The organism is Segatella copri, from assembly GCF_003465495.1.
GTDB classification, from domain to species: domain Bacteria; phylum Bacteroidota; class Bacteroidia; order Bacteroidales; family Bacteroidaceae; genus Prevotella; species Prevotella copri_G.
Genome location: NZ_QSAV01000010.1, coordinates 1 through 22007, shown reverse-complemented (window position 1 = coordinate 22007; position 22007 = coordinate 1). Strand labels below are relative to the sequence as shown.

The window sequence follows — 22007 nt, the reverse complement described above, 5'->3', positions numbered from 1 at the left end:
AAAAACATCATCCTGATAGGATAATAAACTAACATTAAAAATATATATAATATAATAAGGTATAGTTATGGCTAAGATTAAGACTATTGGAATTTTAACATCTGGAGGAGATGCTCCAGGTATGAATGCTGCTATCCGTGCGGTTACCCGTTCGGCTATCTACAACGGTTTCACTGTGAAAGGCATCTATCGTGGTTACGATGGTCTCATCAATGATGAAATTAAAACCTTTTCTACAGAGAATGTAAGCGGTATCATCGGCACAGGTGGTACGATGCTGAAGACAGCCCGTTCTAAGGAATTCATGACCGAGGAAGGTCGCCAGAAGGCATTTGAAACGATTCAGAAAGAGGAAATAGATGCGCTTGTCGTGATTGGCGGTAACGGTTCGCTGACAGGTGCGATGAATTTCGCACGTGAGTTTGATGTATGCTGCATCGGATTGCCAGGAACAATTGATAATGACCTTTATGGTACAGACAATACAATCGGTTATGATACTACGATGAATACCATCGTAGAATGTGTAGACCGCATCCGTGATACTGCGCAGAGCCACGAGCGTATCTTCTTTATCGAGGTGATGGGCCGTGATGCCGGTTTTCTGGCGCAGAATTCAGCTATCGCCAGTGGAGCAGAGGCAGCTATCATTCCAGAGGATTCTACCGACGTAGACCAGTTGGCTCAATTCATGGAGCGTGGCATCCGTAAGTCTAAGAAGAGTTGTATCGTCATCGTGTCAGAGAGTCCTAAGTGCGGTGCTCTTTATTATGCCGACCGTGTGCGCAAGGAGTTCCCTGAGTTTGATGTACGTGTATCCATCCTGGGTCACTTGCAGCGTGGCGGCCGTCCGTCAGCCCGTGACCGTATTCTTGCGAGCCGTACCGGTTGTGGTGCCATCGAGGCTATCATGCAGGGACAGCGCAATGTGATGATTGGTGTACGCAACAACGAGGTGGTATACGTTCCACTTTCTGAAGCCATCCGCTCAGATAAGCCATTCGACCGTAAACTGATCAAGGTTTTGGACGAGTTGAGTATCTAATTTATAGAGATTGGAGTAAGAAGGGAGTTTGGACTCCTGACTTCTTGCTTTTGCATAGGAAAATGGTTTAAAGGGAACTAAAAATGGTTTAATAAGGTATAAAAGCCGAATAAAACTTCAAATTAATTTGTGGTTTCCATAAATTGTTGTTACTTTTGCAGCCAAGAATAATATAAATATATATAACATTTAAACTAATAAGCTTATGTCACAAATTAATGGACGTATCTCTCAGATTATCGGTCCTGTTATCGACGTTTACTTCGATACAAAGGGCGAGAATCCAGAGAAGGTGCTTCCTAAAATTTATGAAGCTCTGAAGGTAAAACGTCCAGACGGACGCGAACTTGTCATCGAGGTGCAGCAGCATATCGGTGAGGATACGGTTCGCTGTGTCGCTATGGATAATACTGACGGCTTGCAGCGCGGCTTGGAGGTTATCCCTACAGGTAACCCAATCCAGATGCCAGCCGGAGAGCAGATCAAGGGCCGTATGATGAATGTCATCGGACAGCCTATTGATGGTATGAATGAATTGGACATGAAGGGTGCTTATCCTATCCACCGTGAGGCTCCGAAGTTTGACGAACTTTCTACTCACAAGGAGATGCTTGCTACCGGTATTAAGGTGATTGACCTGCTTGAGCCTTACATGAAGGGTGGTAAGATTGGTCTTTTCGGTGGTGCCGGTGTAGGTAAGACGGTGCTCATCATGGAGTTGATCAACAACATTGCCAAGGGACACAACGGTTACTCTGTATTCGCTGGTGTAGGTGAACGTACCCGTGAGGGTAACGACTTGATTCGAGACATGCTCGAGTCTGGTGTTATCAAGTATGGCGAGAAGTTCCGTAAAGCGATGGAAGAAGGTAAGTGGGATCTCTCACTTGTCGATCCTGAGGAACTTGCCAAGAGTCAGGCTACCCTGGTATATGGTCAGATGAATGAGCCACCTGGGGCACGTGCTTCTGTAGCTCTCTCTGGTTTGACCGTAGCTGAGGAGTTCCGTGATCACGGAGGTAAGAATGGTGAGGCAGCGGATATCATGTTCTTTATCGATAACATCTTCCGTTTCACCCAGGCTGGTTCTGAGGTATCTGCGCTGTTGGGTCGTATGCCATCAGCCGTAGGTTATCAGCCAACGTTGGCTTCTGAGATGGGTGCCATGCAGGAGCGAATCACTTCTACCAAGAATGGTTCCATCACTTCAGTACAGGCCGTTTATGTGCCTGCCGATGACTTGACCGACCCTGCTCCAGCCACCACCTTTACTCACCTGGATGCTACCACAGAGCTTTCCCGTAAGATTGCATCTCTCGGTATCTATCCTGCCGTAGACCCGCTGGGTTCTACCTCTCGTATCCTCGACCCGCTGATTGTGGGCAAGGCGCACTACGATTGTGCACAGCGAGTAAAGCAGTTGTTGCAGCGTTATAACGAGTTGCAGGATATCATCGCCATCCTCGGTATGGATGAGCTCTCTGATGAGGATAAGTTGACCGTGAACCGTGCACGCCGTGTACAGCGTTTCCTGAGCCAGCCATTCACCGTAGCAGAGCAGTTTACCGGTTTGAAGGGTGTGATGGTTCCTATCGAAGAGACTATCAAGGGCTTCAACGCCATCCTCGACGGTGAGGTAGATGACCTGCCAGAGCAGGCATTCCTCAACGTAGGTACTATCGAGGATGCCAAGGAGAAGGCTAAGCAGTTGCTCGCAGCAGCACAGGCGTAATCTTTAAATCCACGGCTTATGTTACAGCTAAAGATAGTATCTCCTGAGAAAGTAGTCTTCCAGGGTGAGGTAGAGAGCGTACTGGTTCCGGGAACCCTCGGCTCGTTCGAGATTCTCAAGGATCACGCGCCTATCATCTCTTCGCTCGAAGTGGGCAAGGTGGAATACACCACCAGTGAAGGCAAGCAGGTAATGAACATCAAGGGCGGATTCGTGGAATGTAAGAAAAACGAAGTGAGCCTTTGCGTAGAAGTATAATTTAGTTAATAGTTGACAGTTAATAGTTGACAGCTATATTGATAAAATAGAATAATGGAAAAAGACGAAAAGTTGCGCTTGCAGACTATCAGACAGGCGAGTATCAGGTATAAGCAGATTTCTTTGTGGCTTACAGCAGCAGTGGCTCTTGCCGTGCTCTTTGCCTGCAGATTGTCTGCTCAATGCGATGATATGATAGCCCAGGTTGTTAACCCGCTGGTAGTGAGTGCGATATTCTCACTCGTTGCAAGTACTGCTTATGGTGAAGCATGGAAGGCTGTTGCAAAGTCATCGCCTGCTAATCTCGCCAAGTTCTACCTGGCAGCATTGGTGCTGAAGCTGATGGCAGGCACGCTGGTGTTCCTCATCTACGTGCTGGTATGCGACAAGCAGAACATTCTGGGCTTTACCGCCATCTTTGCCCTTTTCTATGTCGTACTCCTCGTGTTCGACTGCATCTACTTCGCTCGGGTAGAGAAAAAGAACCGTCTTTCATAAGCGGTTCTGAAACAAATAATTAATAAACAAAAGTAAGAATTAAAGAATATGAAACATCTCAAGCAATTCCTCTTGATGGCGATGCTGCTCTTCACGCTGGCACCTCTGCAGGTATCGGCTAAGGAGAACATCGATGTGAAAGAGATATTGTGGGGTCATATCAAGGATTCTTATGAATGGCATATCACCAAGGTGGGAGATCATCCCGTAGTGATTCATCTGCCAATCATCGTTAACACCACTTCGGGCTGGCACGTGTTCTGCAGCAGCGAATTCTCGGAAGAGAAGGATGCCAATGGAGACCGTCCAGGACCTTTCAACCTGGTGATCAAGAACGCTGATGCGCAGGCGAATCCCAACAAGATAGTAGAGAAGGTGGGAGGCCAGGAGGTTCGTCCGCTTGACATCTCCATCACGAAGACCGTTTGCGTGCTCTTCATCGATGCTATCATCCTGTTGCTCTGTGTCCTGATACCAGCCCGCTGGTGCAGGAAGCACAAGGTGGATGACCCTGCACCAAAGGGATTTGTGGGACTGATGCACATGTTCATCATGTCGGTATATACCGATGTAATAGAGGCCACCCTGGGTAAGGAAGCCCCAAAGTACGCACCATGGTTGCTTACTTGCTTCTTCTTTATCTTCGTGGCGAACATCATGGGTATCGTACCATTCCCTCCAGGTGGTGGTAACCTGACGGGTAATATCGCCTGCACCGTATTCTTCGGTGTAACGACATTCCTGATCACCAACTTCACCGGTACCAAGGAATACTGGAAGGAAATCTTCTGGCCGGAGGTACCAACGTGGTTGAAGGTGCCAGTGCCACTGATGCCATTCATCGAGCTCTTCGGAATCTTTACGAAACCGCTGGCTCTGATTATCCGACTCTTCGCCAACATGATGGCGGGTCACGCCATCGCACTTTCGTTTGCGGCTATCATTTTCATCATGTTCAACATCAGTGAGAATGCTATCGCCAACTATGTGGCAGGTACGGGTATGACAATAGTAAGTGTTGCGATGAGCGCCTTTATGATGCTCCTCGAAGTATTGGTAAGCTACATTCAGGCATTGGTATTCACCATGCTGAGTGCAGTATTCATCTCGCTGGCTCATGTAAAGTCTCATGAGGCTGAGCCAGAGGTAGTGAAGTAGTTTATAGATTACGGATCTAATTTCATTCAGATAATAAACAAAGAAAATATAAACAACTTAAATTATTAAGATTATGTTATCACTTTTATTAGCAGCAGAGATTGCAAAGTTGGGTGCCGCAGTAGGTGCAGGTTTGGCCGCTATTGGCGCAGGTATTGGTATCGGTCGCATTGGTGGCCAGGCTATGGACGCTATGGCTCGTCAGCCAGAGAAGATGGGCGACCTCCGTTCTTCTATGATTATCGCAGCTGCGTTGGTTGAGGGTGTTGCGTTCTTCGCTGTCATCATCGCCATCCTGGCAATCGTTATGTAATCATCTCATCTGTCACTATCATCTGCCCCGATAAAAGGAAGTCTCAGGCATCAGCCTGATGTCTTTCCGGGGCATGATAGAGATGATTCTAGAGTTAGTTAAAATAAAACGTTTAAGTAAAACTTTAACCAGTATATATGGATTTGTTAATTCCTGATAGCGGTTTGCTCTTCTGGATGACGCTGGTCTTCATCATCGTCTTCATCATTCTTTGGAAGGCTGGATTCCCAGCCATCATTAAGATGGTGAACGAGCGCAAGGCTTTCATTGATGATAGTCTGAAGAAGGCTCACGAAGCCAACGAGAAGCTTGCCAATATCCAAAAAGAAGGTGAATCCATCTTGCAGGAAGCTCGCGAGAAGCAGGCTGCCCTCCTCAAGGAGGCTGCCGAAACCCGTGATGCCATTGTAGAGAAAGCACAGGATAAAGCACGCGAAGAAGGCGCACGTCTCCTCTCTGATGCCAAGAAGCAGATTGAGACCGAGAAGCAGAACGCCATTCGTGAAATCCGAGGCCAGGTAGCCGAACTCTCTGTTCAGATTGCAGAGAAGGTGCTCAAGGCTAAGCTCTCTGACGACAAGGCACAGATGGATATGATAAATCGACTGCTGGACGAGGTTTCTTCTGACAACAAATAGTAAAGCTTATGGATATAGGTGTAATATCGGTGCGTTATGCCCGTGCCCTCATCAAGGCTGCACTCGGCATGAAGCTCGAAGATCAGGTCTACCAGGAGATGCAGACGCTCTTTAAGAGCTACATCGACGTGCCTGAACTGAGATTTACGATAGACAACCCTATGCTTTCCAAAGACAAGAAAGAGGCACTTCTCATCACAGCCTTGGGCAAAGAGCCTACGGAACTGAGCAAGAAGTTTATCGCTCTCGTCTTGAAAGAGGATAGGGAGAGCACCCTGCAATTCATGGCTGCTTCGTATATCACTCTTTACAGGAAACAGAAGAACATCATCCGCGGTAAGCTGATCACCGCCACTGCCGTTGACGCCTCTACTGAGGATAAGATGCGCAAGATGGTGGAGCAGAGAACGAAAGGTACTGTGGAGTTCAAGACCGAGGTGAACCCTGAACTGATTGGTGGTTTCATCCTTGAGTATGATACTTACAGAATGGATGCGAGCGTAAAGACTAAGCTCAACAACATTCTGACACAGCTCAAAAAGTAAAAATAATTAAAGTAAATAAACAATGTCAGATAAAATTAAACCAAGTGAGGTGTCTGAGGTTCTTCAGCAGCAGCTCCAGGAGGTTAATGGCTCTCAGCAGTTTGACGAGGTGGGTACCGTGCTTACCGTCAGCGATGGCGTGGCTCGTATCTATGGTCTGCGTAATGCCGAGGCTAATGAACTTCTTGAGTTTGAGAACGGAACCATGGCTATCGTCATGAACTTGGAGGAAGACAATGTAGGTTGTGTCCTCTTAGGTCCTACAGCTGGCATCAAGGAGGGACAGAGCGTGAAGCGTACACACCGTATTGCTTCTATCCGCGTAAACGACAACTTCCTCGGACGTGTCGTAAACCCTCTGGGTCAGGCTATTGATGGTCTGGGTGACATCGACCTCACCGATTCTTTCGAGATGCCTTTGGATCGTAAGGCACCTGGTGTAATCTATCGTCAGCCAGTAAAGGAACCTCTTCAGACTGGTTTGAAGGCGGTAGACTCTATGATTCCTATCGGTCGTGGACAGCGTGAGTTGATCATCGGTGACCGTCAGACCGGTAAGACTGCCATCGCAGTGGATACCATCATCAACCAGAAGAGCTTCTATGAGGCTGGCAAGCCAGTATATTGTATCTATGTAGCTATCGGTCAGAAAGCATCTACCGTTGCAGCATTGGTACAGAACCTCAAGGAGCATGGCGCCCTGCCATATACCATCATCGTAAGTGCTACCGCTGCCGATCCTGCAGCCATGCAGTATTACGCACCATTTGCCGGTGCAGCTATCGGTGAGTACTTCCGCGACCGCGGTTACTCAGCTCTCGTCGTATACGATGACTTGAGTAAGCAGGCTGTGGCTTACCGTGAGGTATCTCTGATCCTCCGCCGTCCATCCGGACGTGAGGCTTACCCTGGTGATGTGTTCTATCTCCACTCTCGTCTGTTGGAGCGTGCCGCTCGTATCAACGACCAGCAGGAGGTAGCCGAGCAGATGAACGACCTTCCAGAGTGCATGAAGGGTCACGTTAAGGGTGGTGGTTCTTTGACAGCCCTCCCTATCATCGAAACACAGGCAGGTGACGTATCAGCATACATCCCAACCAACGTGATTTCCATCACCGACGGTCAGATCTTCCTTGAGACCGACCTCTTCAACCAGGGCTTCCGTCCAGCTATCAACGTAGGTATCTCCGTATCCCGTGTAGGTGGTTCTGCCCAGATTAAGAGTATGAAGAAGGTGGCTGGTACACTGAAGATTGATATGGCTCAGTATCGTGAGCTGGAGGCCTTCTCTAAGTTCTCTAGCGATATGGATGCCGTAACAGCGATGACTCTGGACCGTGGCCGTAAGAACGACCAGTTGCTGGTTCAGCCTCAGTACCGCCCAATGCCGGTAGGCGAGCAGATAGCTATTCTCTACTGTGGTGTTCACGGATTGATGCACGACGTGCCAATGGATAAGGTTCGCGACTGTCAGGATCTGTTCCTCGATGCAATGCGCAGCCAGCACGCTGATGTGATTGAGACTTTGGGCGATGGTAAACTCACCGATGATGCCATTAAGGCAGTCGAGGAGACCATGGCTAATGTTGCAGGACAATATAAAGCGTAATAGCCTATGCCGTCATTAAAAGAGATTAAAACTCGCATAGCCAGCGTTAACAGTACCCGTAAGATTACGAGTGCAATGAAGATGGTGGCTTCCAGTAAGTTGCATCATGCTCAGGTAGCTATCCAGAATATGCTGCCTTATGGAAATATGCTGGAACATATCCTCAAGAGTTTCCTGGTAAGTACTCCGAATGTCGACCATCCGTTGCAGTTGGAGCACAAGGAGACCAAGCGTGTAGCTCTTGTGGTATACAGTTCTAACAGCAGCTTGTGTGGTGGATTCAATTCCAACGTTATCAAGATGATGATGCATGCGGTGGACGAGTATAAGGCTCAAGGCATTGACGACATCACGGTATATCCTATCGGACGAAAAGTGGCAGAGAAGGCACAGAAACTGGGTTTGAAGATTGGCGGTAACTTTAATGATCTTGCCGATCATCCTCGTGCCAGCGCCTGTGCAGATATCGCCTATTCACTTGCCAGGCAGTATGCTGCTGGTGAGCTCGATAAGGTGGAGATGATTTATCATCACTTTAAGAGTGCCGGTTCACAGATTCTGACCCGCAAGACTTTCTTGCCTATTGACCTCAGCACTGAGGCGATAGGAGTGGACAACGATCGTGACCTTACCTCTAATGTGGCTACGGCAAAGGCTCAGGAATATCTGCGCCAAAAGCAGGCTGAAGCTGACGGACGCCAGAGTTCTGAGGCAAAACCTCTGAATGATGACTTCATTGTAGAGCCAGACTTGGAGACTGTTTTGGGAGTCTTGATTCCTAAGCAGCTTCGTCTGATGATTTATACAGCGTTGCTGGATAGCCAGGCGAGTGAGCATGCTGCCAGAATGGTGGCCATGCAGACCGCTACGGATAATGCCGATGAACTCTTGCGCGAACTCAACTTGCAGTACAACAAGAGTCGTCAACAGGCCATTACCAATGAATTGCTTGATATTGTGGGAGGTAGCGTAAACAACTAAGTTTCCTTCCATCTGTATAATGTTTAATCGGGGTAAATCACTTATTGAAAGAGATTTACCCCGATTTTATGTTTTGTATGCAAATAAAACAGTAAAATTAATAAATATTAAGAAAATGGCTTAAAAAACTAATTTTATTTAAAGTTGCGCTAACATTCTTTCGTTTTTTTTTTTTTTTGTTAACTTTGCGGCGCGTTTGAGAACTAAACCAGAGGCTTAGTTACCCAAATGGGATTGCGGGTACAGCATCGCCTGGATCAGGGTTGCTCCGAACGACAGAAGCTTTACGAGAAGTATACTGTCTCAATCTCCTTGCTGCTTGTGACGACTCGTTTCGACATAAGGGGAAGAGAAAATGTGTCTGTATAAGAATACTTAAAATGAAAGAATGGACAATTCAATAAAAGATATCAATCATTCTCTAAGCATACAAGCCGAGACTCTTGGCGAACCAGCCGAGACAGAGGCATCATGGTATGCCATGCGCGTGTTCATGAACAAAGTGGCGCTTTGCCGAGACTTGTTCAACCTGTTCAACAACGCGCTTAAGGATCCTGACCAGATGAAAAACACATTCCCCGAAGACATGATGGGCGATGTGATGGAATATTACGTCCCTTTCGTAAAAGAGAGACATGTAAACAGCCAAGGCAAGAAGATTGTGGTGGAGCGCCCACTCATACCCTCGCTTTTCTTCATGCGCAGCAACAAGCGACAGGCGCTATGCCTGGAGCGGGAACTGTGTGGCAAGGCAAGGCTATATCGCCAGCTGGTGGACTTCGACCCACAGCCCATCGCCATTCCCAAGCGACAGATGCAGATGTTCATGATGGTATCGTCGGGCGATCAGGAGGGGCTGGAATATTTCGAGGATGGAGCCTTCAACTGGAAGAAAGGTGAACGTGTCAGGGTCATCGACGGCAGGTTCAAAGGTCTGGAGGGCGAAATCAAGCGCATCAATGGCGACCATCGCCTCATCGTGTCGATAGACGGGGTCTGTGCTGTCGCCACCACCTATATACCAAGATGTTTTCTAGAAAAAATATAAAATCGTATGAAATATCGTAATTCATTGCTTTCTGGAGCTTTTTGTACGGGACTTCTTGTCCTGTCAGCTTGTGGAGCCCCACAACAAATAGCTTATTTCCAGGATTTTAACCAAAATCCTGACACGCTAATCAATCTGAAAAGTGCGGTGATCACCGCCAAGCCAACAGATAAACTCTACATCGGCGTGAAGAGCAAGGATCCACAGATCTCACAGCTCTTCAACCTTACGGGAACCGCCACCACGTCGACCGTCGTCAAGGATGCCTATTATTATACGGTAGACAGCAAGGGCAACATCGACTTTCCTGTGCTGGGCACCCTGCATGTGGCAGGTCGTACCCGAGAGCAGATTGCCGAGGGAATCAAGAAAGTTCTGGTGGAGCGCAACTTGGTGAAGGATCCCGTGGTGACCGTCAGCCTGACAAATCTCCACTATTCGGTGATGGGTGAGGTGGCACGCCCTGGACAGTATGAAATCGAGGACGAGAAAGTGACTATTCTCGATGCCCTTAGCAAGGCGGGCGACCTGACCATCTATGGCACCCGTGAAGACGTAATGGTGTTGCGCCAGGAAAACGGCCACCAGAAGATATACACGATCAATCTCTGCTCGGGAAACAGCGTGTTCAACAGTCCGGTATATTACCTGCAGCAGAACGACGTGGTTTACATCAGCCCCAACAAGACCAAGGCTCGCCAGAGCACGGTCAATGGCAACAATGTCAGGAGCACGAGCTTCTGGATTAGCCTTGCCTCACTTGCCACCAGCGTGGCGGTACTTATCAAGAAATAATGTAAGAGTAGAGTGAACACTCAACACTCAACACTCAACATTCAACACTCAACATTCAACTTTCAAATTCAATGATTCAGAATAATCAAGCGACGATGCAGAATGTTCTGGTTCGTCGCCCCCAGCAGGCAGAAGACTTCATTCGTCTGCAAGACTTAATGTATCTGTGCCTTGTGCGCTGGCGATGGTTTGTTATCTCGCTCGTCGTCACCCTGGGCATAGCCACTTATTACCTCCTCTCCACGCCTAGTGTCTATCAGCGCACGGCATCCATCCTCATCAAGGAAGACGGCAAGAGCCAGAGCATCAACAGCGATGTGACCAGTATGTTCTCCGACATGGGACTCTCGGGAGGCAAGTCGAACGTCAACAACGAGTTGATTGCCATCCAGTCGCCAGCCGTCTTGCTGGAGGCAGGCAAGCAGCTCAAACTCGACGTAAACTACAGTGAAGACGGTACCTTCCATCCTGTGGCTCTCTATGGCAGAACGCTGCCTGTAACCGTTCATTTCTATAGCTTGAACGATATGCAGAGCGCCAATTTGGATGTAGAAGTAAAGCATGACGACCTGTTTTCCATCGTACATGTGAGTGGCACCGACAAGGATGGAAACCAAGTGGAATCGGACGAGGAGGTACAGGGCAAGCTGGGCCAGACCGTCCGCACGGCGATGGGCTATGTATGCGTAGACCAGGCACCGGGCTATTCTGCCTTCATCAATGGACATGAGAGCAGGAAACTGCATGTGACTCGCACCAACCTCTATGCCATGACCAACCATATCAAGGCGTCGCTCTCGGCAAGCATCAGCGAGGAGAAGGCAACAGTCATCGACCTGACCTATAAGGACCAGCTCACCCAGCGCGCCGAGGACGTGCTGAACACCATCATCTCCGTATACCGCAAGAACTGGATGGAGGACAAGAACCAGATGACCGTCTCCACCTCCCATTTCATCACCGAGCGCCTGGGCGTCATCGAGCGGGAACTGGGCGACGTAGACAAGGACATCTCCTCGTTCAAGAGCCGCAATCTGCTGCCCGACGTAGAGACCGCCGCACAGCAATACATGCAGAAGAGCGGCGACGTAGACAAGCAGATACTCGAGCTGAACTCACGCCTCTCCATGGCACGCTACCTGCGCGACTTCCTGACGGGCAAGGTGGGCAAGAACCAGCTCCTGCCAGCCAATATCGGCATCGACAGCCCGGGCATCGAGCAGCAGATTACCGAATACAACAAGCAGCAGCTGGAGCGCAACAACCTGGTGGCTAACTCTAGCGAGCAGAACCCATTGGTGGCTGACTATGACCAGAGCCTCGCCTCCATGCGCCATAGCATCGTAACCAGTATCGACAACTTCGTGGTGACACTCAACTCGCAGCTTGGCAACCTGCAGGCAAACGAGGCGCAGACCACCAGCCAGATAGCCAGCAACCCTAGCCAGGCAAAGTACCTGCAAACAGTGGGTCGCCAGCAGAAGGTGAAGGAGGCGCTCTACCTCTTCCTCTTGCAGAAGAGAGAGGAAAACGAGCTTTCCAAGGCTTTCACCGCCTACAATACGCGCATCATCACCCCTCCTACGGGCGACACCAAGCCCGTGCAGCCTGTGCGCCGCAACATCATCCTCGTGGCTTTCGTTCTCGGAGTCCTGATACCTGTGGTAGTCATCTTTATCCGTGAGAACATGAACACGACGGTGAGGGGCAGAAACGACCTCAAGAACATCACCATACCATTCCTCGGTGAGATACCATACAGCATCAGTCGCAAGAACAGACCAACTCTTCTGCAGCGCATCCAGTTTTGGAAGAAGCCGAAGGAGACGAGACAGATTGTGGTGAAGGCAGGCAAGCGCGACATCGTGAACGAGGCGTTCCGCGTGCTGCGCACTAACCTGGAGTTTATGATAGGCACCCATCCCGAGCAGAACGTCATCATCCTTACGTCTTTCAACCCAGGCTCGGGCAAGAGTCACCTGGCAGGCAACATCGCCATGTCGTTCGCCATCAAGGAGAAGAAGGTGCTCGTCATCGATGGTGACCTCCGACATGGTTCCATATCCATGCTCGTGGGCAGCCCTGGCGAGGGACTCAGCGACTATCTCAACGGCAGAACCGATGACCTGGAGGGCATCATCTGCCATGGCGAGGAGCATGGACTGGTGAAGGGTTTCGACGTGCTGCCTATCGGTACCATGCCGCCTAACCCTACGGAGCTCCTCTTCACCGACCGTCTGGAGAAGATAATCAAGCAGGTGAGGGGTGAGTACGATTATGTGTTCATCGACTGTCCACCTGTGGAAATCGTGGCAGATACCCAGATTATAGAGAAATTTACCGACCGCACCATCTTCGTGGTACGTTCGGGCTTGATGCAGCGCAGTATGCTGGGCGACATCGAGCAGCTCTACAAGGATAAGAAATTCAAGAATATGTCGCTCATTCTGAACGGAACCAAGGCTCAGGGCGGTCGCTACGGCCACTACTATCGCTATGGCTATCACTATGGCTATGGCTACGGCTACCACTACGGCTCCGACAAGAATGGGGGGCAAAAATAGGAAAGTAGAAAATAGGATAAAAGAATAGAAAAATATGAATATATTCCGTGAGGCGTTCCGTTGGATTTGCAATCCGACGGCAAGCAAGAAAGCACCATCAGAGAGACTCCCCGGCGGCATCGACTGGCACTGCCACATCCTGTCCGGCGTGGACGACGGATTTCAAGAGGTAAAGAAGTCGTTGGAAATGTTGAGCCTTTACGAAGGCGCAGGCATGAGGGATGTCTGGCTTACGCCTCATATTATGGAAGACGTACCCAACGAGACCACCCATTTGCGCCAAGTATTTGCGAACTTCCAAAAACAATATCAGCAGGACTTCGCCGAGCGAAACCCTGCTGACAGAAAAATGCTCCGGCTGCATCTCGCAGCCGAAAATATGCTAGATGCGCTCTTCGAAAAGCGCCTGAAGGCAAACGACCTGTTGCCGCTGGGCGAGGATGGCAAGCTCCTGTTGGTGGAGACGAGCATCTTCTCTGCCCCGATGAATTTTCATGCCCTCCTGGAGCGCATCAAGAACAAGGGCTACACGCCCGTGCTTGCCCATCCAGAGCGCTACCTCTACATGGAGAAGCGCGATTACGAGAAGCTCAAGTTGATGGGCATAAAGTTCCAGCGAAATGTGTTCTCGATAGATGGGCAGTATGGCAAGAAGGTGCAGAAACGATGCAAGTGGCTCATGAAGCACGATATGTACGACATGGTGGGCTCCGACATGCACCGCCTCGGCATCTTCAGGCAATACTGGTAGAATTAGAACTTAAGGTTAAGGTTTAATTACTGGGAATTTACTGGCAGCTCTGTACGCAGAATGCGCTAGCTACGGCGGTAAGTACGGTGATGATGAAATTGATCACCTTCTTGATGGTTTCTTTCTTCATAGTTCAAATTAAAAATTCAACATTCAACATTCAACATTAAGCATTAAGCATTAAAGTGGAAATTTTTTCGCTGCATCGAAGCAAGGGCATGCCTTCGGGGTGGTGCCCGGCAAGTCACGATGACCCACTATCTTAGCCTGTGGGAACGTGATTTTGAGCTTGCGCAGCAGATTCCACATTGCGTCATACTGGGCCCGGGTAAGGGTGTCGGCAGGACGCCCCTCGTCATCCAGCCCGCCCTCATAGCAGATGCCGATGGAGCAGCGATTGTATGGGCGGGCATGTGAGCCCACCTCCAGCAGCTTTCTGAACTGCGTGATGCTTCCGTCCTTGTGGACATAGAAGTGGTAGCCCACGGTGCGGAATCCACGCTTCTTGTGGTCGCGCATCAGTTGCTTGTCGGTGTAGTTACGGTCGGCACGTGTTGCCGAGCAATGGATTACGAGAAAACGGACGCTCAGAGGTGAGTCCATCATCTCTCCGTTCTCTGTGTAGGCGAGCAGGAGATGCTCATTGAGTACCTCCTCGCCGCCAATCGTCATCGGAAATCGATCTTGTGTCATTTTCGGTCAATATATTAAAAAAAACATGTTAAGGGGATTTGCAATCCCCGTTAAGAGATAACGGGGATATGCTATCCCGGTTACTCAAGTCCATCGCCTTCCGAACCGCTGCCTGGGTTAGTGGTAGAGTCAGATTCGCTCTTGCCTGTATCTCCCGATGGCGTAGTTGTTTCGGTGTCGGTGGTGGTCGAAGACTTCTTTTTCTTAGCACCATACTTCTTCAAGTTGGCGTCGAGGTTGAGATTCACAGAGCGGAAGTCGCCCGTGGCGCGGGCTTTCATTCTTACTCCTTCGATGTTCTTAGATACGGTGAAGTCGTCGGCGTTCTCTGCACCCATCTTGTTCTTGATGCTGATGTAGAAGATGGCGAGGTTGTCGAGCTTTACATTCTTGCCCATGAGCAGGAGCTCCTTGATGTGGGTCACGGCATCGATGAGGATGCCCTTGATGGTCCCGGCTGAGAATGGAGAGTTGTGACCATGCATGTGGTCGGCGAGCTCATCGAGATCTACAGTTTCACTAATGTGGGGCTTGGCGTAGTACTTGCCATAAGCCTTCACGTTCTTCTTGTTGTTGTTCTTCTTTAAATCGTACTCAATCATAAGGCTAATAAATTGTTTTATGGTTCGTGTTTCATGTATTAAAGCGCTGCGCAGTGCTTGTTTCTTGTTTACGGTTGCAAAGATACGACTTTCAGAAGAGGCTTCTGTACGATAGGGGTGAGATAGGGATACGATGGGGCATAAAACTGGAAAACTCAGTATTATGGCTCGCCCAGATACTCATAGATGAGCAGCGTCTGGCGCATGGTGAAGGTCTTCGCCAACCGTTCGTAGCCCTCTCTTCGCAAGGCTTCAAGCAGAGGCGGGCAGTGGTTTACCATTCGCATCAGGTGGTTTAGTGCCACGTGTTTCGACTGCTCCGGAAAGTAGAGCTTGGCAAGCTCGAATTTTTTGTATATCTTGATTTTCATATAGTTTTGACTTTTATGAATCGCGGTAATAATACTTAGCGTTTCTCTTGATGATACTTAGCGTTGCTGGCAATGCTGGTTAGCACTTGCCAGAATGCTGTTTACTGTTGGTCAGAACCATTCTGGCTATCCGTAGCTACGGCTCTGTACGGTTTCAGGTACGTTTCTGCGCATTCGTTTGGACTGCAGATCGCCTCGGTGTTGATTTCTCCCGGATTCTTCTCTATCACGAGCCATCCGTTGCCTTTGGCGCGGTGTACCTTCTTGAATCCCAGTCGCTGCATCACGGCGCTCAGATTCTGGTGACTCATGTTGCGGCTCAGGGCGGGACTTCCGCCTATGCGCTCCATGATTTCCGATGAATAGCGGAACTTTACATATTGAGGGGCGGTGTCTGATTTCGGCACCTTGTAGAAGCGCAGTATCTGGTCTTCCATGAAGTTGGAAACCATGAACATGCCGTTGTGCTCCCTCATCACGTCTATGTCGACGGTGGTGAGCCAGTATACCCATCCCTCTTCCTGGTTCTTCACCCGATTGGTTACCTCTTGTCCCAGAGCTACAGCCTGGGCATAGACGTGCTGGTAGTCGATGGGGGTCTCCCTAGGACTCTCGATGTTGTCTACGAACCAGGGCGAGTAGCGGCGGTTCTCCTCGTCGGTGATGATCTGTATGCTGTTGCTGGTGCCACAGAGGGCACCACGGTGCAGCAGTTCCGAACGATACTTGTCGTAGGGGCGGCGGATGGAGAACACCAGCTTGGTGACGTTGCTCTTGAGGGCGCTCAGCCCCTTGCCGAAGGTAGACTCCAGCTCGTCGAGGCATATGAGTGCCTTGCTTGAGAAAGCCTCCATGAAGTCCTTGTCGGTATAGTTGGCGGTTGACTCGTTGATGAAGTACTGGCGCAGGCAAGGTGGCAGGATATAATAGAAGAATGTGGTTTTGTTGATGCCACCCCTCCCGATGAATATCAGGATGGTCTGGCTCACCACTCTCGGTGATACCCATGCCACCACCATCGATACGAGCCATTTCTTGAAGAAGTATCTGAACTCTTCCTGCGAGTGGTGGTAGCCAGGGCAATAGTTGATGGTTACCCGGTTGGCAAGCTCGTCGATGTAGTCGGTCTTTCCGTCCCATTTTGGCAGACTCCTGAGATATTCGTCGAAGGGATCCCAAGGTTCGCTGAAGTCACTGTTGATGATGGCGTGCAGCTTGATGGCGCTCACTTCGAGTCCCATCTCGTCCATCTGGGTCCAGATGGTGTTCTCTATGTTGTCGTCGATGCGGGTCCACTTATGGTATTTGCCTTTGATTATATCGCGACTCAGCACCTCGTGAAATCCCGTCACCTCATTGTGGTGGAACTCGTATCTCATTGAGAGCCACTGCTTGATTACCTTGACGGTCGGCTTACCCGAGAAGCCCTCGCCTTTGCGGTAGAAGTGCCAGGTGCCTAGTTTCTCGGTGTGCTTGTAGCATGATTTCATCACGCTGTCAGCATCGGGATAGTCGGAGCTGAAGTTGCACTTGGCGTAGGTCATTGCCTCTTCCTTGTCTATGCCATAGCGCACGCACACCTTGCCGAAGTGGAGCACATACTCGTTGTGGGCACCGCTCTCAAACTTGTAGCCCCACGTGTCGAGTAGGTTCAGTATGTGCTGCGCTGCCTCGTCCATCGAGGGAACCCCCTTGCCCAGTGCCACCATCTTCTGGCTGTTTCGCTTGCGCTTGCTGGCACGTTTGGCATATTTCGCCTCGTTGGCCTTCTTGGTGTAGAGCGCCTTCAGGTCGTGGGTGTCCAGACCGAAAGGCTCTGCGTCCCAATGGAAGTAGGCGGTAGGGTCGTGTGCGAGTCCGCACATCCGGGTGATGTCTACGCATTGCTCGTCGGCAGGCACGCCTAGCAACTTACTGTAATAGCTCATCGCCTTGCGTATGATCACATCGAAAAGTTCCAGTGCGGTCACCTCGTCGTCATCTATGGGCAGGTATCTGGAGATGATGCGCAGGCCCCGTTGGCTCACGGTGATGAACCTCATCATGGTATGAGGGTCGGCGTCTGCCTTCTGTACGACCTCCTTCATCTTTTCTGCAGGAATCTTGTCGATGTCCACGGCAATCATCTGGGTGGTCTTCACCACGTTGCGCAGTTCCTTGCCCCGTCCGTCCATGAGCACGGAGGTAGTGATGCCTGGCATCATCACCTTGGTTTGATGAGCGAGCTCGCTGCTGATGCGCATGTTCTTGCGGTAGTCTTCGGTACGAGCCTGGGTCATGGCGTCGAGGGTGATGATTCGCTGCAGTTCATCAAGACTGATGAGTTGTCTGCTTTCGCTGGAGGCGATAGCATAGAAGAAAGATGGTAATACCATTTCTTGTCTTTGTTGTTGTTCTTTTGTTGTCATTTTTAAGCAAATAATTATAAGTTGTTTTAAAATTGAATCATATAGATTCCGCTGCAAAGCTAAGCATAAAATTTGGCATTGAAATCAAAAAGTTCCGATTTTGGAACATAACATAAATTTATTTAAAATGTTTTTTAAAAAAATCAAAAGTGAAGTCATGGGAATCAAGGATTCCTACGACTACAGACGGGCATGATTTCTGCCCACAAGTGTTTTAATCTTTTAGTCCACAACGTGTTCTGGGCTATGCGTGAAGAACTGAAGGAAGACCGTTTTGAGGGTGGTCTTACTGAGGAGGAGAAGCATTGGGCTTCCACCAAGTCAGCCATCCGCAAGGAGTTCCGGCTGTCTGATGCGTACACCAAGAGTCTGGAGGCGATGGACCGTGATGTTTCCATCGACGACTACTGGGGCGCGATACGTTGGATGGAGTCATTGGCGGGCGAGGCTCACAGAGACGAGCTGCTTCGTCTGATTGACGGGTTGCTGGAACCTTTGTCGCCGAAATGATCGATTTTTAGATTAGCAAACAAAGCGTGAAGTGTGAAGGGGGTAAATGAACTTTAGCGTGAAAAGCGTGTTAAAAAGAAGGCATAACTATCTGATACCCTTTCTCTTTATCTTTTGCGCACGATGTATATACAAAAGTTCTTATACACCCCCTTCACACCCACCCAAACATACCCCTACAATGGGAACCGGAGGAACCGTAAAAAAATCTGCGTCATCAGCGAATTGAAAATCGGCGGCCGAAGGGAGATTTGTCCTCCGGACCCACTGACCAGCGGGAAGTAAAGCCAAATCTGCGTGACCCTTTCAAATTCCAGGCCGCCCAGGCCGCAAAGAAATCTGTGTGAATCTGTGAAATCTGTGGGACAAGAGTTAGTGCAGAACGTAAAAGTCCCTTAAATTTTTTGATTTCTCAAAAATAATTTGTATTTTTGCCGGATAATTGAATAAAATAACAGAATGGCAATGACAAAATTGAAGGTAGAGAATTTCGGTCCCATCAAGTCCGTAGATGTAAGTCTAGGTGACTTGAATATCTTGATAGGTCCTCAAGCAAGTGGAAAAAGCTTGTTTTTGGAGCTGTTCAAGTTAGTCATGGATAAGAATAGCATTATCGAGACATTACGGAAGTATAATTATATTTTGTCAAAAACAGATGTGGAACCTCTCTTGGATTATTATTTTGGAGAGGGATTGCATACGTTGTTCAGTGGAGATACAAAAATAGAAGTTTCAGATAAGAAATTTGCAATCACGGATTTATTGAAGCCATCGAAGGGCAAGCAGAATACCAAGGAATCCGTCTTTTATGTTCCTGCTCAACGAATTTTAGGAATATCAGATGGTCGTCCAAAGAATTTTATGGAGTTTGATGGAGCTGCTCCGTATGTCTTGAAAAACTTCAGTGAAACACTGCGTGTGTTCATACAGAGTGGTTTAGGTAATCCTGATGTGATATTCCCGATGCGTAATCGTCTGAAGGGTGTGGTAAAGGATTCTATAGACGAATCCGTTTTTCATGGCGCAAAAGTTGTTATTGACCAAAGTTCAGGTCAAAGAAAGATGAAGCTGAATATTAACAATGTCAGTCTTCCATTTATGACATGGAGTGCAGGTCAGAAGGAGTTCATGCCTCTTCTGCTGGCAATGTATTGTCTCTCAGGACCTCCAACATCTGTAATCAATAAGGAAGATTACAAGTGGGTAATCATTGAGGAGCCGGAAATGGGATTGCATCCCCGTGCCATCCAGACCGTTATTTGGGAAATCATAGAATTGATGCAGGCGGGATATAAGGTAATAGTATCCACTCATTCTCCTACGTTGTTGGAGTTTGCCTGGGTATTTGAGACTCTCAAGAATTTGCCTGCGGAACGTTTTAAAAAGGCTCTTAGTGAATTATTCGATATAGATAAGAAATCTACAGCCGTTCAGGTAATGAATGGATTGCAGGAAAAGGAGTTGAAGACATATTTTTTCTCATCAGATGGAGGTGGAGTAACCTCTACCGACATTTCCTCTTTGGATGTTGAAAATAACAATCAGTTGATTGCGGAATGGGGAGGCTTGGCTGCCTTCTCAGGCAAGGCTTCGGAAGTAGTAGGAAAGTATTATCAGGAACCGGAAATGTGAGAAGATGAAGAAGAATGATGTAAAATCAGGCGAGATCATTTGCATTATTGGATTCCCTCCGGTAAGGTATGCATATCAAAGACTTCCCCGCAGTATAGGAGTTTGGCCAAGCATAAGCTGCAGATTACGTCCTCTCCTTTCGTTCTGAAATAGCTCAGATATTTCCCTTATATTTGCAGGTAAATTATTAATGATAGGAGATAGGATTATGAACAAAGTATTGATAAATAGTAATATACATGATGGGGCAGCATCGATTGCCAAGCCATCCACTCCAAAATTCACGGAAACCACCGAGTTCAAAGAAGCTTTGGCATATGTCGAGACAATGGTGTCTAAAGGTGGTAAGCCAGTACCAGCCGATGCGGATGGTTGGGATGCCTTGGTGGAGATGAAGTATGCTCTATGAAAATAAATCTGCGTAATCTAGACCGAATAGGTCTCATCTGCGTATAAGAAATAGTAGTAGGATAAATCTGCGTGACTTTATTCAAAGACCGGACAGGTCTCAGAAAATCTGTGTTCATCTGTGCAATCTGTGGGACAATGTTAAAAACCAGAAATTCCTTGGCTATTTCAGATATTTCCCTTATATTTGCAGCATGTAAGGTACTAAATATTAGAATTATGAGAACGTTCAATTATAATGAAATACAAAATACTCCGATTTGGAACGAAGTAAAGAATTGGAGTGATGATCGGAAAAATGCCCTTATAACATTGTTGTATTCAACGATGAAAGGTATTAATCCATATGAAGTTCCAGAAGACAAAGTACAGGCTTTCGTAAATGATATGCCTCATGAAGTTTTAGAAATGGCTTCAGAGTACGCCATTAAGGAAAGTCGTTCGGGAAGAGGTCTTTCTCATTCTCAGGCAATGGAAAAGATTAAGGAGCAAAGAGGATGGAAATAATTTGGTCTGATATGGCTCTCCATCAACTTGATGGAATTTTGGACTATGTAGAAGAACATTTTGGTGCTTCTGTATCTCGCAAAACCTTAAATGACATAAATTCTAAGGTAGGGCGTTTATTGCTGTTTCCAGAATCTGGAACTCCAGACTATAGCTATTCTTCAAAACTCTTAAACGACAAGGTTTTAATTCGACATTTGAACATAGGACCAAATGTTGTTTATTATAATATTGATGGAGAAATCATTAATATCATGGTGATAGCTCATTACAGGCAGTCAACTGTCACTGTTGTAAAAATGATTAATCGCTTCATCGAGCATCATACGAAATAAAGTCTTCCGCTAGGCGACAAACACTCGCAACTCTGTTGCGTAAGCACTCTCAGCCAGCCCCTTGCGGGCACAGGCTCCGCTGGCTGACCAAAACTCTGGCAGAGCTATAGCGTCGCCAGCTACATCCCTTGCCCTTATGCTAAGGGCGAGGGCTTGGGAGTGGGATAAGGACCCCCTCTTCGCAAGAGGGGGACAGGGGAGTCGAAAAATCTGCGTCATCTGTGCAATCTGTGGGACAATGTTAAAAACCAGAAATTCTTTGGCTATTTCAGATATTTCCCTTATATTTGCAGCATGTAAACAATAAAAATGTGACGATAAGAAGATGCAATCATTTATCGATAACTTAGACGAAACAGCAATGAAAGCCGCTGCCGATTTCGCCTATAAGGAGTCTTTGTCTCAGAAAACGATTCCTCATTCAGAAATTTTGAATGTCGTGAAGGAGGAATTGGGATGGAAATAAAAATCACCTGGTCAACATTGGCAAAGCAGCAATTGAAAGATATAGGTCAGTATGTTGCTGATAATTTTGGAGAACGTACAGCTAATAAATCTTTAGAGCGTAACCATCTACTTCTCCATATTGCCCGCTAAAAAATAAGT

At 48.1% G+C, this 22007-nt stretch carries 26 protein-coding genes; 21 read left to right on the top strand and 5 right to left on the bottom strand.

Annotated features, from left to right (window positions below; translation table 11 throughout):
- The first annotated feature begins 67 nt into the window (after positions 1–67).
- From pfkA to DWV53_RS04215, 14 genes are all read left to right on the top strand, one after another.
- Positions 68–1045, top strand: a complete 978-nt coding sequence (pfkA, locus tag DWV53_RS04280; protein ID WP_117692823.1) for a 6-phosphofructokinase — start codon at positions 68–70, stop codon at positions 1043–1045.
- Positions 1046–1250: 205 nt separating this feature from the next.
- Complete coding sequence (gene atpD / locus DWV53_RS04275; protein WP_006846855.1) at positions 1251–2777, top strand: F0F1 ATP synthase subunit beta; 1527 nt, start codon at positions 1251–1253, stop codon at positions 2775–2777.
- An 18-nt stretch (positions 2778–2795) separates the two neighbouring features.
- Positions 2796–3035 (top strand): ATP synthase F1 subunit epsilon, encoded by a 240-nt coding sequence (gene atpC / locus DWV53_RS04270; RefSeq protein ID WP_118151860.1) that lies wholly within the window; start codon positions 2796–2798, stop codon positions 3033–3035.
- A gap of 54 nt (positions 3036–3089) precedes the next feature.
- A complete protein-coding gene (locus DWV53_RS04265; protein ID WP_022121942.1) occupies positions 3090–3533 on the top strand; it encodes a hypothetical protein in 444 nt (147 codons plus the stop codon).
- A 48-nt stretch (positions 3534–3581) separates the two neighbouring features.
- On the top strand, positions 3582–4691 hold the full coding sequence (locus DWV53_RS04260; protein ID WP_006846852.1) for a F0F1 ATP synthase subunit A: 1110 nt from the start codon (positions 3582–3584) through the stop codon (positions 4689–4691).
- Between the two features lie 73 nt (positions 4692–4764).
- On the top strand, positions 4765–5004 hold the full coding sequence (atpE, locus tag DWV53_RS04255) for an ATP synthase F0 subunit C (RefSeq protein ID WP_006846851.1): 240 nt from the start codon (positions 4765–4767) through the stop codon (positions 5002–5004).
- 137 nt (positions 5005–5141) lie between these two features.
- On the top strand, positions 5142–5642 hold the full coding sequence (gene atpF / locus DWV53_RS04250; protein WP_006846850.1) for a F0F1 ATP synthase subunit B: 501 nt from the start codon (positions 5142–5144) through the stop codon (positions 5640–5642).
- 8 nt (positions 5643–5650) lie between these two features.
- A complete protein-coding gene (locus DWV53_RS04245; protein WP_022121944.1) occupies positions 5651–6187 on the top strand; it encodes a F0F1 ATP synthase subunit delta in 537 nt (178 codons plus the stop codon).
- A gap of 22 nt (positions 6188–6209) precedes the next feature.
- Positions 6210–7796: a F0F1 ATP synthase subunit alpha gene (gene atpA, locus DWV53_RS04240; protein ID WP_118151858.1), complete on the top strand. Its 1587-nt coding sequence runs from the start codon at positions 6210–6212 to the stop codon at positions 7794–7796.
- 6 nt (positions 7797–7802) lie between these two features.
- Positions 7803–8777, top strand: a complete 975-nt coding sequence (locus DWV53_RS04235) for a F0F1 ATP synthase subunit gamma (protein ID WP_118151856.1) — start codon at positions 7803–7805, stop codon at positions 8775–8777.
- Positions 8778–9165: 388 nt separating this feature from the next.
- A complete protein-coding gene (locus DWV53_RS04230) occupies positions 9166–9825 on the top strand; it encodes a UpxY family transcription antiterminator (protein ID WP_118151854.1) in 660 nt (219 codons plus the stop codon).
- Between the two features lie 6 nt (positions 9826–9831).
- Complete coding sequence (locus DWV53_RS04225; protein WP_118151852.1) at positions 9832–10620, top strand: polysaccharide biosynthesis/export family protein; 789 nt, start codon at positions 9832–9834, stop codon at positions 10618–10620.
- Between the two features lie 71 nt (positions 10621–10691).
- Entirely contained in the window at positions 10692–13184 is a 2493-nt protein-coding gene (locus tag DWV53_RS04220) for a GumC family protein (RefSeq protein ID WP_118151850.1), read from the top strand.
- A 34-nt stretch (positions 13185–13218) separates the two neighbouring features.
- On the top strand, positions 13219–13935 hold the full coding sequence (locus DWV53_RS04215) for a tyrosine-protein phosphatase (RefSeq protein WP_220431999.1): 717 nt from the start codon (positions 13219–13221) through the stop codon (positions 13933–13935).
- A 37-nt stretch (positions 13936–13972) separates the two neighbouring features.
- Here the strand turns inward: DWV53_RS04215 and DWV53_RS15630 are convergent, their stop codons facing one another.
- The 5 genes from DWV53_RS15630 to DWV53_RS04195 form a co-directional block, all read right to left on the bottom strand.
- Entirely contained in the window at positions 13973–14065 is a 93-nt protein-coding gene (locus DWV53_RS15630) for a smalltalk protein (protein WP_153073356.1), read from the bottom strand.
- A 50-nt stretch (positions 14066–14115) separates the two neighbouring features.
- Positions 14116–14628 (bottom strand): N-acetylmuramoyl-L-alanine amidase, encoded by a 513-nt coding sequence (locus DWV53_RS04210; protein ID WP_117692836.1) that lies wholly within the window; start codon positions 14626–14628, stop codon positions 14116–14118.
- An 80-nt stretch (positions 14629–14708) separates the two neighbouring features.
- The gene (locus DWV53_RS04205; protein WP_118151849.1) at positions 14709–15230 is read right to left on the bottom strand and encodes a DNA-binding protein; all 522 of its coding nucleotides are present in this window, start codon (positions 15228–15230) and stop codon (positions 14709–14711) included.
- A 161-nt stretch (positions 15231–15391) separates the two neighbouring features.
- On the bottom strand, positions 15392–15601 hold the full coding sequence (locus DWV53_RS04200; protein ID WP_117692838.1) for a DUF4248 domain-containing protein: 210 nt from the start codon (positions 15599–15601) through the stop codon (positions 15392–15394).
- A gap of 101 nt (positions 15602–15702) precedes the next feature.
- Positions 15703–17976 carry a BT4734/BF3469 family protein gene (locus tag DWV53_RS04195; protein WP_181992407.1) on the bottom strand — a complete coding sequence of 758 codons (2274 nt, stop codon included), beginning with the start codon at positions 17974–17976 and terminating at the stop codon, positions 15703–15705.
- Positions 17977–18255: 279 nt separating this feature from the next.
- Between DWV53_RS04195 and DWV53_RS04190 the strand changes: the two genes are divergently transcribed.
- The 7 genes from DWV53_RS04190 to DWV53_RS15620 all read left to right on the top strand — a co-directional run bounded on the left by DWV53_RS04190 (position 18256) and on the right by DWV53_RS15620 (position 21998).
- Positions 18256–18519: a hypothetical protein gene (locus DWV53_RS04190; RefSeq protein WP_118151847.1), complete on the top strand. Its 264-nt coding sequence runs from the start codon at positions 18256–18258 to the stop codon at positions 18517–18519.
- Between the two features lie 459 nt (positions 18520–18978).
- Positions 18979–20151 (top strand): AAA family ATPase, encoded by a 1173-nt coding sequence (locus tag DWV53_RS04185; protein ID WP_118151845.1) that lies wholly within the window; start codon positions 18979–18981, stop codon positions 20149–20151.
- 208 nt (positions 20152–20359) lie between these two features.
- Positions 20360–20560 (top strand): hypothetical protein, encoded by a 201-nt coding sequence (locus tag DWV53_RS04180; RefSeq protein WP_147468735.1) that lies wholly within the window; start codon positions 20360–20362, stop codon positions 20558–20560.
- A 137-nt stretch (positions 20561–20697) separates the two neighbouring features.
- Complete coding sequence (locus tag DWV53_RS04175; protein WP_119237844.1) at positions 20698–21066, top strand: hypothetical protein; 369 nt, start codon at positions 20698–20700, stop codon at positions 21064–21066.
- A complete protein-coding gene (locus tag DWV53_RS04170; RefSeq protein ID WP_118151841.1) occupies positions 21057–21401 on the top strand; it encodes a type II toxin-antitoxin system RelE/ParE family toxin in 345 nt (114 codons plus the stop codon). The genes DWV53_RS04175 and DWV53_RS04170 overlap by 10 nt, the downstream gene beginning before the upstream one ends.
- Before the next feature lie 325 nt (positions 21402–21726).
- A complete protein-coding gene (locus tag DWV53_RS15625; RefSeq protein WP_181992406.1) occupies positions 21727–21867 on the top strand; it encodes a hypothetical protein in 141 nt (46 codons plus the stop codon).
- Positions 21858–21998 carry a hypothetical protein gene (locus DWV53_RS15620; protein WP_181992405.1) on the top strand — a complete coding sequence of 47 codons (141 nt, stop codon included), beginning with the start codon at positions 21858–21860 and terminating at the stop codon, positions 21996–21998. The genes DWV53_RS15625 and DWV53_RS15620 overlap by 10 nt, the downstream gene beginning before the upstream one ends.
- Positions 21999–22007 lie beyond the last annotated feature (9 nt).

Bases quoted from the DNA above. Each gene is read 5' to 3' on its own strand.
- pfkA (WP_117692823.1), top strand. From the start codon at position 68: ATGGCTAAGATTAAGACTATTGGAATTTTAACATCTGGAGGAGATGCT.
- atpD (WP_006846855.1), top strand. From the start codon at position 1,251: ATGTCACAAATTAATGGACGTATCTCTCAGATTATCGGTCCTGTTATC.
- atpC (WP_118151860.1), top strand. From the start codon at position 2,796: ATGTTACAGCTAAAGATAGTATCTCCTGAGAAAGTAGTCTTCCAGGGT.
- DWV53_RS04265 (WP_022121942.1), top strand. From the start codon at position 3,090: ATGGAAAAAGACGAAAAGTTGCGCTTGCAGACTATCAGACAGGCGAGT.
- DWV53_RS04260 (WP_006846852.1), top strand. From the start codon at position 3,582: ATGAAACATCTCAAGCAATTCCTCTTGATGGCGATGCTGCTCTTCACG.
- atpE (WP_006846851.1), top strand. From the start codon at position 4,765: ATGTTATCACTTTTATTAGCAGCAGAGATTGCAAAGTTGGGTGCCGCA.
- atpF (WP_006846850.1), top strand. From the start codon at position 5,142: ATGGATTTGTTAATTCCTGATAGCGGTTTGCTCTTCTGGATGACGCTG.
- DWV53_RS04245 (WP_022121944.1), top strand. From the start codon at position 5,651: ATGGATATAGGTGTAATATCGGTGCGTTATGCCCGTGCCCTCATCAAG.
- atpA (WP_118151858.1), top strand. From the start codon at position 6,210: ATGTCAGATAAAATTAAACCAAGTGAGGTGTCTGAGGTTCTTCAGCAG.
- DWV53_RS04235 (WP_118151856.1), top strand. From the start codon at position 7,803: ATGCCGTCATTAAAAGAGATTAAAACTCGCATAGCCAGCGTTAACAGT.
- DWV53_RS04230 (WP_118151854.1), top strand. From the start codon at position 9,166: ATGGACAATTCAATAAAAGATATCAATCATTCTCTAAGCATACAAGCC.
- DWV53_RS04225 (WP_118151852.1), top strand. From the start codon at position 9,832: ATGAAATATCGTAATTCATTGCTTTCTGGAGCTTTTTGTACGGGACTT.
- DWV53_RS04220 (WP_118151850.1), top strand. From the start codon at position 10,692: ATGATTCAGAATAATCAAGCGACGATGCAGAATGTTCTGGTTCGTCGC.
- DWV53_RS04215 (WP_220431999.1), top strand. From the start codon at position 13,219: ATGAATATATTCCGTGAGGCGTTCCGTTGGATTTGCAATCCGACGGCA.
- DWV53_RS15630 (WP_153073356.1), bottom strand. From the start codon at position 14,065: ATGAAGAAAGAAACCATCAAGAAGGTGATCAATTTCATCATCACCGTA.
- DWV53_RS04210 (WP_117692836.1), bottom strand. From the start codon at position 14,628: ATGACACAAGATCGATTTCCGATGACGATTGGCGGCGAGGAGGTACTC.
- DWV53_RS04205 (WP_118151849.1), bottom strand. From the start codon at position 15,230: ATGATTGAGTACGATTTAAAGAAGAACAACAACAAGAAGAACGTGAAG.
- DWV53_RS04200 (WP_117692838.1), bottom strand. From the start codon at position 15,601: ATGAAAATCAAGATATACAAAAAATTCGAGCTTGCCAAGCTCTACTTT.
- DWV53_RS04195 (WP_181992407.1), bottom strand. From the start codon at position 17,976: ATGGTATTACCATCTTTCTTCTATGCTATCGCCTCCAGCGAAAGCAGA.
- DWV53_RS04190 (WP_118151847.1), top strand. From the start codon at position 18,256: ATGCGTGAAGAACTGAAGGAAGACCGTTTTGAGGGTGGTCTTACTGAG.
- DWV53_RS04185 (WP_118151845.1), top strand. From the start codon at position 18,979: ATGGCAATGACAAAATTGAAGGTAGAGAATTTCGGTCCCATCAAGTCC.
- DWV53_RS04180 (WP_147468735.1), top strand. From the start codon at position 20,360: ATGAACAAAGTATTGATAAATAGTAATATACATGATGGGGCAGCATCG.
- DWV53_RS04175 (WP_119237844.1), top strand. From the start codon at position 20,698: ATGTTAAAAACCAGAAATTCCTTGGCTATTTCAGATATTTCCCTTATA.
- DWV53_RS04170 (WP_118151841.1), top strand. From the start codon at position 21,057: ATGGAAATAATTTGGTCTGATATGGCTCTCCATCAACTTGATGGAATT.
- DWV53_RS15625 (WP_181992406.1), top strand. From the start codon at position 21,727: ATGCAATCATTTATCGATAACTTAGACGAAACAGCAATGAAAGCCGCT.
- DWV53_RS15620 (WP_181992405.1), top strand. From the start codon at position 21,858: ATGGAAATAAAAATCACCTGGTCAACATTGGCAAAGCAGCAATTGAAA.